At 69.8% G+C, this 9,850-nt stretch carries 8 protein-coding genes; 2 read left to right on the forward strand and 6 right to left on the reverse strand.

Annotated elements, in window-relative coordinates; translation table 11 throughout:
- Positions 1-55: 55 nt before the first annotated feature.
- Positions 56-769 carry a hypothetical protein gene (locus O2L01_RS14970; RefSeq protein ID WP_270122766.1) on the reverse strand — a complete coding sequence of 238 codons (714 nt, stop codon included), beginning with the start codon at positions 767-769 and terminating at the stop codon, positions 56-58.
- Between the two features lie 206 nt (positions 770-975).
- On the opposite strand from O2L01_RS14970, the gene O2L01_RS14975 reads away from it, so the two are divergent.
- Positions 976-2,421 carry an aldehyde dehydrogenase family protein gene (locus O2L01_RS14975; RefSeq protein WP_270122767.1) on the forward strand — a complete coding sequence of 482 codons (1,446 nt, stop codon included), beginning with the start codon at positions 976-978 and terminating at the stop codon, positions 2,419-2,421.
- A gap of 189 nt (positions 2,422-2,610) precedes the next feature.
- A complete protein-coding gene (locus O2L01_RS14980) occupies positions 2,611-3,609 on the forward strand; it encodes a hypothetical protein (protein WP_270122768.1) in 999 nt (332 codons plus the stop codon).
- Between the two features lie 143 nt (positions 3,610-3,752).
- On the opposite strand, the gene pstB is transcribed toward O2L01_RS14980, so the two are convergent.
- The 5 genes from pstB to O2L01_RS15005 all read right to left on the reverse strand — a co-directional run bounded on the left by pstB (position 3,753) and on the right by O2L01_RS15005 (position 9,690).
- Positions 3,753-4,631, reverse strand: a complete 879-nt coding sequence (pstB, locus tag O2L01_RS14985) for a phosphate ABC transporter ATP-binding protein PstB (protein WP_374727634.1) — start codon at positions 4,629-4,631, stop codon at positions 3,753-3,755.
- A gap of 161 nt (positions 4,632-4,792) precedes the next feature.
- Positions 4,793-5,644 (reverse strand): DUF6042 family protein, encoded by an 852-nt coding sequence (locus O2L01_RS14990; RefSeq protein WP_270122769.1) that lies wholly within the window; start codon positions 5,642-5,644, stop codon positions 4,793-4,795.
- A gap of 330 nt (positions 5,645-5,974) precedes the next feature.
- Positions 5,975-6,163 (reverse strand): hypothetical protein, encoded by a 189-nt coding sequence (locus O2L01_RS14995; protein WP_270122770.1) that lies wholly within the window; start codon positions 6,161-6,163, stop codon positions 5,975-5,977.
- Between the two features lie 136 nt (positions 6,164-6,299).
- Complete coding sequence (locus O2L01_RS15000; RefSeq protein ID WP_270122771.1) at positions 6,300-8,090, reverse strand: NHL domain-containing thioredoxin family protein; 1,791 nt, start codon at positions 8,088-8,090, stop codon at positions 6,300-6,302.
- A 58-nt stretch (positions 8,091-8,148) separates the two neighbouring features.
- Positions 8,149-9,690 (reverse strand): recombinase family protein, encoded by a 1,542-nt coding sequence (locus O2L01_RS15005; protein WP_270122772.1) that lies wholly within the window; start codon positions 9,688-9,690, stop codon positions 8,149-8,151.
- Between the last annotated feature and the right edge of the window lie 160 nt (positions 9,691-9,850).

Here is a 9,850-nt window from a genome sequence, read left to right on the forward strand (position 1 = left end):
GCCCCCCCCCCCCGGCCCCCCCCCCCCCCCCCCCCCCCCCGCCTCTTCGGCTGCCTTACTGCTGCGGCGCCTGCGGCCACGGGTTCTGCTGGGTCGCCGGGGCCTGCGGGGCCTGCGGCTGCACGGCCGGCTGCTGGCCGGTCGGGTAGCCCGGCTGCGGCGCGGGGCCGGCCGGGGCGGCCGGCTGCGCGGCCGCGGCCGAACCGGGGACCATCACCGCACCAGCGGCGAACAGGCCGTACGCGGCCACGAGCAGGAGCGCGCCGATCCAGGCCGAGGCGTCGGCCGCGGAGTCGCCGTCGCCCAGCGACAGGACCGTGAACAGGAGCCGCGCCAGGAAGATCGACGCGCCGACCACGGCCAGCGTCTTCCACAGGTTCCGCAGCTTCTCACCGGTGAACAGCGTCAGCGCGAACATGACGATGACGGCCACGAGGATCGACAGGATGTCGCCGCTGAACTCGCCCGCGACGAACGTGGAGAGGACCGTGCCGTCGCCGAAATCGGAGGAGCCGCCGGAGCTCGTGCCGGCGATGAGGCCGGCGAGCACCAGGGCGCCGAGACCGCACAGACCCAGGATCGCGGGCATGGACGGCACGCCGAGCTTGTCGAACAGCGACGGGGCCGGGGGAGCATAGGCCGCGTACTGCTGCTGGGCCTGGTACTGCGCCTGCGGCGAGGCGTAGGGCGCCTGGGGGTAGGCCTGCTGTTGGGGCTGGCCGGAGGTCGGCTGCTGCGGATACCCCGCACCTGATTGCTGTTCACTCATGTCCTCATCATGCCTTGGGCGGGCAAATGGACGCACCCGGGTTGCACGGGATTCCCCCTGCATGGAGCGGCCGGACGCCGCGCCGGTCCGCAGTGCACGCCCGACCCGCTTCGGGCCCTTCGGGTTGCGCGCCGCGCCCCACTCCGGCGCGGATTCGCCCCCGCCAACCGCAGCGCCGCACACACTCGAACCCGTAGGCTGGAAGCATGTCGCAACGTCTCCGTCCCGTTTCGCCGATCTGGGTGGCAGGCCGTCCGCAGCACGGCGAGGAGGAGTTCTTCGTCACCCACCCTTACGACGAGTCCCCGGTGGGCGCCACCTCGTGGGCCACCGCCGGGCAGGTGGAGGCCGCCGTCGCCGCCGCCTCGGGGGCCGCGCGCGAATGCGCGGGCCTGCCCGCCCACGTGCGGGCCGAAGCCCTCGAGCACGTGCGCCGCCGCCTCGACGAAGAGGCCGAGACCTGCGCCGAGCTCATCACCGCCGAATCGGGCAAGCCGATCGCCTGGGCGCGCGTCGAAGTGCGCCGCGCCGTCTCCACGTTCCGGTGGGCGGCCGAGGAGGCACGCCGGTTCGTCGGCGAAGTGCAGCGGCTCGACACCGACGCGGCCGCCGAAGGCCGGATGGCGCTCGTGCGGCGCTTCCCGCGCGGGCCCGTGCTCGGCATCTCGCCGTTCAACTTCCCGCTCAACCTCGTGGCGCACAAGGTCGGCCCGGCCATCGCCGCCGGCTGCCCGATCGTCGTCAAACCCGCCCCGGCCACGCCGCTCTCCGCGCTCCACCTCGGCGCGCTGTTCTCCGAGACCGACCTGCCGCCCGCGATGCTCTCCGTGCTGCCCGTCCCGAACCACCGGGCCGACCAGCTCGTGGACGACCCGCGCCTGCCCGTCGTCTCCTTCACCGGCTCCGGGCCCGTGGGCAAGCAGATCCTGCGCCGCATCCCCGACAAGCACGTGACGCTCGAACTCGGCGGCAACGCCGCCGTCCTCGTCAGCGCCGACTACCCCAAGCGGGACTGGGCGGCCGAGCGGATCGCGATGTTCGGGAACTACCAGGCCGGGCAGTCGTGCATCGCCGTGCAGCGCGTGTTCATCGAGGCGCCCGCCTACGCGGACATGGCCGCCCGCATCACCGAGCAGGTCAAGGCCCTGCCCTCCGGCGACCCGAACGACCCGTCCTGCAAAGTGGGACCGCTCATCAGCGCCGACGCGGCCGCGCGGGTCGAGGCGTGGATCGAAGAGGCCGTCGACGAAGGCGCGAAGGTCCTCTGCGGAGGCACGCCCCGCGAGGGCTCGCTCATCGAGCCCACGGTGCTCGCGAACGTGCGCCCCGACGCGAAGGTCCTGCGCGACGAGGTCTTCGGGCCCGTCCTCGTGCTCGCCAGCGTCGAGAGCTTCGAAGCGGGGCTCAACGCCGTCAACGACTCCCGGTACGGGCTGCAGGCCGGCGTGTTCACCGAGAGCCTGCCGCAGGCGATGCTCGCCCACCGCACCCTCGACGTGGGCGGCGTGATCATCGGCGACGTGCCCTCCTTCCGGGCCGACCAGATGCCGTACGGCGGGGTCAAGGGCTCGGGCGTGGGACGCGAAGGCGTGCGCTCCGCGATGGAGGACTACACGGTCGAACGCGTGCTCGTCCTTCCGGACACTCTTTGACCTGCTGATTCGGGCACGCGGGCACCGGCGGGCCCGGCCGGGCCCGAAGCCGCCGAGCGGTGCGTCACCTCGCACCGGTGACGGGCGGGGGCGTTCGACCCCACGCGTCCCCATTGAGCTGCGACATTCCTTACTCGCGCGCGACCCCGGATTCGCCGATTGTTGACAGGCCCCTATAGCGTGGCCGACATGACTGTCCCTCCGAATTACGGTCCTCCGCCGGAGCAGCCGCAGACCCCCGGCTACGGTTACCAGTCGCCTTACAACGGCGGCCAGAACCCTTACGGCAGCCAGCCGCAGCAGCCCCCCTACGGCGGCGCGGGCGGCGGACAGCAGCCGCCTTACGGCGGCGGCGGCGGACAGCCCCCTTACGGCCAGGACCCGGGCGGCCCTTACGGCGGCCCCGTCCTCCCGCCGGAACCGCCGAAGCGGAACCTCGGACTCATCGGCACGATCGTCGTCGTGGCCACGGTCCTCGTGCTCGGCGGCGTCCTCCTCGTCACCATGAACCTCAAGGGCAAGGACGACGACACCGCCGAAGGCGGCGGCGACGACACCTCCGAGTCCGCCTCCGAGAACGACAACACGCCGGACGAGAACGCCACCACCCCCGCCGAGGAGGAGGCCGGCTCCGAGGTCGGGCAGTGCCTCCCGTACGAGTACGACGTCGACGGCAGCGGCCTCGGCGCGCTCGTCGACTGCTCCGACGGGACCGCGTTCTGGGAGATCACCGCCCAGTCCTACGACGTCGCCGACATCGCCGTCGACGACGAGGGCTCCATCGTCGACACCGCACCCGTCTACGCGCTGTGCGGGGACGGCTGGGGCGCCAACCAGCTCGGCCAGGCGTGGACCCACTGGGACTACGTGTACTCCTCGGGCAGCCTCGACTCGCTCTACTGCATGAAGGCCGTCGGCAACCCCGACCCGGCCGAGCCCGAGCACCTGCCGGTCATGCCGGACGTGGGCGACTGCTTCGACGACGCCGACCGCTGGTGGAGCATCGACTGCGGCTCCAGCCTGGCGCTGTACACCGTCGTCGACACGATCATGCTCGACGAGCCCGTCAAGGACATGTCCGACGCGGACGCCGAAGCGAAGGGCGCGGACTGCGGCACCGACTGGTACTGGAAGATGGTCGACGGCGAGAACCGCACCTACGGGATCCTCTGCGGCAACGACGTCTAGACATCGCACGTGAAAGCGGGGCGGCCTCCGGCCGCCCCGCTTCTCGCTGTCTCGGCTCCGCTTCCCCAAGGCTTCCTCGGACACGGGAACGGCGGCGCGAACCCCTCGATCGCGCCGCCGTAAGCGGTGGTCCCGGTGCGGCCCTAGCCGAAGCGGCCGGTGATGTAGTCCTCGGTGCGGGAGTCGGACGGGTTGGAGAAGAGGCGCTGCGTCTCGTCGAACTCGACGAGGAAGCCGTAGCGCTCGCCCGCGTCGTCCACGGCCGCCGAGAAGAACGCCGTCGCGTCCGAGACGCGCGCGGCCTGCTGCATGTTGTGGGTGACGATCACGATCGTGTAGTCGCGCACCAGCTCGCTCATGAGCTCCTCGATGCGCGCGGTCGCGATCGGGTCGAGCGCCGAGCACGGCTCGTCCATGAGCAGGACCTCCGGCTGCACGGCGATCGCGCGGGCGATGCACAGGCGCTGCTGCTGCCCGCCCGAGAGCGCCAGGGCGCTCTTCTTCAGGTTGTCCTTGACCTCGTCCCACAGCGCCGCGCCGCGGAGCGCCTGCTCCACGCGGTCGGCCAGGTTGTCCTTCATGCCGTTGATCCGCAGGCCGTACGCGACGTTGTCGAAGATCGACTTCGGGAACGGGTTGGCCTTCTGGAACACCATGCCGATGTGGCGGCGCACCGCGATCGGGTCGACGCCCGAGGCGTAGATGTCCTTGCCGTGGAAGGTGATGCTGCCGGAGACCTTCGCGCCCGGGATGAGGTCGTTCATGCGGTTGATCGAGCGCAGCACAGTCGACTTGCCGCAGCCGGACGGGCCGATCATCGCGGTGATCTGATTGCGCGCCACGGGCAGCGAGACGTCGCGGACGGCGTGCGCCTTCCCGTAGTGGATGTCGACGCCCTTGAGGTCGATGACCGTCTCGGTCTGCGTCGGGGTGAACAGCGAGCCTTCGCTGCGCGCCGCTCGGCCCGGGGCGAGGCCCGCGATGGGGGCCTTGGCGCGGGTACCAGTCTCGTTCACGGTCACGCGAACTCCAATCACCGAATGTCAACCGCCGTTAACGTGTCCTGCCCTCATGGAACGCCACGCAGGTGCACGCAGGTGAACGTGAAGGTGAACTGAGAGTGAATGCAGTGCGGTCCCGGTCGCAGGCGTCCAGGCGCCGTTCAACGGCGCCCGGACCGCGCTCAGGCGTGCTCGGGCGGCAGCAGCTCGTCGTTCGGATAGCCGCCCAGCAGGTCGTCCGAGGCGGTGAGCGTGAACTCCTCCGCCACCCCGACCTCGCCGATGTCGACCGAGCCGGCCACGTCCCCGTCCTCGGCGAGCTCCATGAGCATCCCGCGGATCACCGGGGCCGGCACGCCGGAGTCCTCGGCGAGCGCCGCGAGGCTCACCTGCACGGTCGCGGACTTCGCGCCGCCGGGGAGGACGAAACGCCCTTCGTCGTCGAACTCGTACTCGATGCCGCCGACGCGGCGGATCGCGATCGCCGTGAGCTCCTCGAGGTCCCCGCGCTGGTCGGCGGCCTCCTCGATGGCCTCGACCTTGTCGAAGGCGAGCACGTCGAACGGGTTGATGTAGAGCATCGGGGCGACGTACAGCTTCCCGTCGCGCATCTCGGAGCGGTACAGGCCCAGGGCGAGCAGGAACTCGAGGAGGTCGCGCACGGTGTGCGGGACGGGCAGTCCGGCACGGCGGCAGTGCGTGGTGAAGGTGTCGATGCGCTCGCTGCGCTCGGCGGTGGCCCGGTCGTACTCCTCGCGGGCCTCCTTCTCGATGACCTCCTGGGACGCGCCCAGGTGGTGCTCGGAGGCCTCGGCGATCCAGTCGTCCACGTCGCCCGGGTCGCACCAGACGGGCTCGTTCCAGATGTCGTCCTCGGGGAAGGCGTCGGCCCACCAGCTCGCCGGGAACGGGTTCACGGAGGGGACGGTGCGGAACAACTCGATGCTGCACGGCATGATGCGGATCCACGCGGGGTGCATCGGGGCTTGGACGGGGCCGGACTCGTCGCCGAAGGGCCTCTCGAAAGATTCCACCCATCGACGGTAGCAGCGAGGTGCGACGCCGCAGCGCCGCTGGGGCGCGACTTCGCTTTCAGCGTATTGGCGCGGAGGGAGCCGTCCCGGCGCGGTGATACCAGGAGTCGCTCAGTGCCCGTTGAGTGCCCGATTGCGACGCGCTCCCGTGAGAGTGCGCCGGCGCCGGGACGGCCCTCGCGCGCGTCGGGCTTGCCGGCCCCGCCACGGTCTCGACAGTGCCCCTTTCTCGGGGAACCCGGACCGTTTCTGGAGGGACGCGCCTTTCGCGTCCGGGCCGACGTTACTCCGAAGCGACCCGGCGTGATTCGACCGAACGGCCGGGCCGGCCTAGCCGTTCAGGCGAGAGAGGTCCGGCTCAAAGTCGGCGAGGCTGCCGGCGTATTCAGGGGTGAGGTATTCGAGGGTGCGGACCTGCTGCTCGAGCAGCTTGCCCACGGTGACGATCTGATCGGCGGCGTTGAGCACCAGCCAGTGCTCGTGCTCGGAGTAGCGTTCTTCCACCGGCGCCAAGGTCACAGCGGTTTCCTCCCTGATAGGACGTGCTTTGCAGTGCGGTCCGAACAACGTAATGCGCCGTGAGCACCGCACGGATTCATGACACGCTGCGGGCAGGTGAAATACCTGCTCCCGCAAGAGGTCACAGGCTCGGGGTTCAGGCCCGCAGGACCAGGCGGAGGGTCGAGACGCCGTCCTCGGCGATCTCGATCGGGACGCCCCAGTCCTGGCGGGTGAGGTGGCACGCCGGGTGCTCGGCCTCGGCGTCGCAGGTCGCCGCCTGCGCGACCACCTGCAGGACGCCCTTCTCGATGCCGTCGGCGAGTACGAGGTCGCGGCCCAGCTCCTCGCCCTTCCCCGCGCCCTCGGCGAGGAGTTGCGGCGGGTCGGCCGAGATCGTGACCTGGATCGGGGAGCCGAACGTGTAGTCGAGCTTCTGGCCGGCGGCCGGTTCGAAGAGGACTTCGAGGCGCAGCGCGCCGGGGGCGACCTTGGTGCGCTTGCGGGTGACCCGGTGGTGCTGCCCGGAGACGGCGGCCTCGCCGAGGTCGGGCGCGGTGAGGCGGTGCGCGGCGGATTCGACCACGACGACCTTGCCGCCCAGGACGATCACGTCGCTGGGCTCCGCGAGGTCCGCGGCGAGGGTCGCGACCGTTTCGGTGCTCGGGTCGTAGGCGCGGAGGGCGCCGTTGTAGGTGTCGGCGACGGCGACGCGGCCGTCGGGGAGGACCGCGAGGCCGAGCGGGTGCTGCATGAGGGCGTCGGCGGCGGGGCCGTCGACGTGCCCGAAGTCGAAGAGCCCCTGGCCGACCGCGGTGTGCATGGCGCCGCGCTCGACGTAGCGGAGCGCGGAGGTCTCGGAGTCGACGAGCCAGAGGCGGTCGGCGGTGGCGGCGAGGCCGGAGGGCTGCGCCATCCAGACCTGGTCGAGGGGGCCGTCCTTGAGGCTCTCGACGGTGGTGCCCGCGTAGACGCCGGCGGTGCGGGCGAGCGGGTCGAAGGACCAGAGCTGGTGGATGCCGGCCATGGCGATGATGAGTTCGCCTTCGAACCAGGCGAGGTCCCAGGGCGAGGAGAGGTCCACTTCGAGGGCGTCGGCGGTGCCGTTGTCCATGCGCCACTGCTTGCCGGTGCCGGCGACGGTGGTGACGTGGCCGTCGGCGAGGCGGACGCCGCGCAGGAGGTGGTTGACGGTGTCGGCCACGACGAGGTCGTAGCCGGCCTCGGCCGCGACCTCGGCCGGGAGGAGCGCGAGGCCCTGCGGCTCGTTGAACTGGGCTTCGGTGCCGTCGGCGCGGCCGCGTTCGCCGGTGCCGATCACGGACACGACGGTCTCGAGGTCGGGGGCGAGGCGCACGAGGCGGTGGCGGGCCGAGTCGGTGACGAGGACGTCGCCGCCCGGGAGCTCGATCGCCTTGCCGGGGAAGCGGAGTGCGGTCTCGGCGGGCGGGGCGGCCACGTAGAGCGAACCAGCGGTGTCGAGAGTTCCATCGGCGGTGTGCTCAGCGACCAGCTCACCCACGATCGCATCGAGCGCTTCGAGATGTCCCTCGCCGGCCATCGTTGAGACCACATAGCCGGCGGGATCAATCACTACCAGCGTCGGCCAAGCCCGTGCAGCGAACGCATCCCATGTGGTCAAGTTGGGATCGTCGAGGACGGGGTGCTCGACACCGTAGCGCTCGACGGCCGCGGCGAGCGCCTGCGGGTCGCGCTCGTGCTCGAACTTCGGGGAATGGACGCCGATGATGACGAGCGCGTCACCGTACTTCTCCTCGAGCGGGCGGAGCTCGTCGAGGACGTGGAGGCAGTTGATGCAGCAGAAGGTCCAAAAGTCGATGATGGCGACACGCCCTCTGAGATCCGCCAGGGAGAGGTCCCGTCCACCAGTGTTCAACCAGGAGCGCCCCCGCAGCTCGGCGGCGCGGACTCGAGCGGGCTTCGTCATGGGCTCAAGGCTGCCACTGCCGTGATCGGGAGCCCAGTAGTTCGAGAAATCCATCACGTCAGGAGTCTGTGGGAACTCCTGCTTCCGCCCACGTGATCGCGACCCTCGAATCACCGTCGAACCTGGCACCGACACGACCAGGTTGCACCTCCGCACGATCGACGAACAGCGCGAGCACCTCCCTTCGCTCCTCCGGCGAATCGGCTCGCTCGACCATCCACACCAGCTCCTCTTCGCAGCGCGCCGGTCGACTCGCTAGCGCCAGCGAAGCATGCGCTGCCGCTTGGCGAAGTCGCTCGAGCCGCTCGTGCAGGTGGTCCGCAATCAGCGAATAGCGGTTGGCTCCTTCCTCACCGCCGAATTCACCTCGCAGGTATCTGGCTTCTTCAAGCTCGAATCTTCGTTTCTCGAGTGTCGAGATCTCCTGTCGAATCACATCGCGCCTCTCATGGAGCTCGGGATGGCTTCGTCTGGCGACCCGGTCGAGCACCACTTCCATCAGCGAATCGCCCGGCTGCAGCTCGGCCGCTCGGGTCCGAACCGCGTTCTCGACATAACGATCGAAGCTCTTGACCTGCACAGAAACGCCTGCACAGTCGCGACCCATTCGGTGCCGAGAGCACTGGTACGAAGTACCGGCTTTGCTCATCCGAGACCCGCACCGGCCACATCGGGCAAGCCCTGTCAGCAGGGCCGGACTGTGGTTCCGACCCGTCCGGCTGCCTGCGAACGAGAGACTCCGGCTCGCGATCTTCCGGAGAATGATCTCGCGCTCCTCGACTCCGATCACTCCCTCACCGATGGATACCGGCATCAGGGTCACCGGGTCGATCCAAGGATGAACACGATGCCCGTACTTCCGGGTCCCGTCCGCGGACACGGCAGTCTCAGTCCGCGGCATGATTCCTGCGAATGCAGGCGACTTCAGAAGCTGGAGAACCGTCGAAGAGTTCCACTCCCCGCCTCTCGGCGATTCGATTCCGTGCCCATTGAGCAGGCGGGCGATCTCAACCAGCGTCGATCCGGCCAGTGCCTCGTCGGCGATCAGGCGGGCATGAACAGCGGTCTCCGGATCGGGGACCAACCTCTGTGTCTCCCGGTCCACCTTGAGTCCGTATGGAGGTCGGCCTCCGGCCCATTTGCCCGCTTCCCGGAGATGCCGCTTTGCGCTCTCGACACGCATGCTCGTGTTCTCGGACTCCGCGCGAGCGAGATCCGCCAGCAGCATCATCACATCCCTGGCAGATTTCTCGTCGGTGTCGAGCTTGTCCATCACCGACACGAAGCGCGCACCAGCCTTCTGAAACTTGTCCAGGTGCGCCGCCACCTCGGTGATTCCGCGGCGGGACAACCTGTCGAGCTTCCAGACGATGAGCGCATCGGCCACGCCTGCGGCGATGGCGGTGATCGCATCCGAAAATCCGGTGCGGCGCACCGCCTTGAAAGCGGAGCGACCGCGATCTACATGCACCTTGCGCACGGCAAAACCGTTCCGTGCAGCCCATTCTCGGCAGTCGGCCTCTTGCCGCTCGATGCCGGAGTGTCCTTCTCGGTTGGACGAAACTCGAAGATACAGATCGGCTACGTTGCGCGCTGTCACCACTCGAGGCTAGCTAGGATCCTCCAGCAAAGCATCACTCGATGGTGTTGAGTAGGAGCAACTGAGTTGCAAAGCAGTGGGGGGGGGGCGGCGCCCCGCCCCCCCGCGGCAACAGATGGAGGGAGGAGGCGGGGTGCCGCGGGGCGCGCCCCGCCGCGCC

Source organism: Glycomyces lechevalierae (genome assembly GCF_027622945.1).
In the GTDB taxonomy this organism is placed as follows: Bacteria; Actinomycetota; Actinomycetes; order Mycobacteriales; family Micromonosporaceae; genus Glycomyces; species Glycomyces rutgersensis.

Bases quoted from the DNA above. Each gene is read 5' to 3' on its own strand.
- O2L01_RS14970 (WP_270122766.1), bottom strand. From the start codon at position 769: ATGAGTGAACAGCAATCAGGTGCGGGGTATCCGCAGCAGCCGACCTCC.
- O2L01_RS14975 (WP_270122767.1), top strand. From the start codon at position 976: ATGTCGCAACGTCTCCGTCCCGTTTCGCCGATCTGGGTGGCAGGCCGT.
- O2L01_RS14980 (WP_270122768.1), top strand. From the start codon at position 2,611: ATGACTGTCCCTCCGAATTACGGTCCTCCGCCGGAGCAGCCGCAGACC.
- O2L01_RS15000 (WP_270122771.1), bottom strand. From the start codon at position 8,090: ATGACGAAGCCCGCTCGAGTCCGCGCCGCCGAGCTGCGGGGGCGCTCC.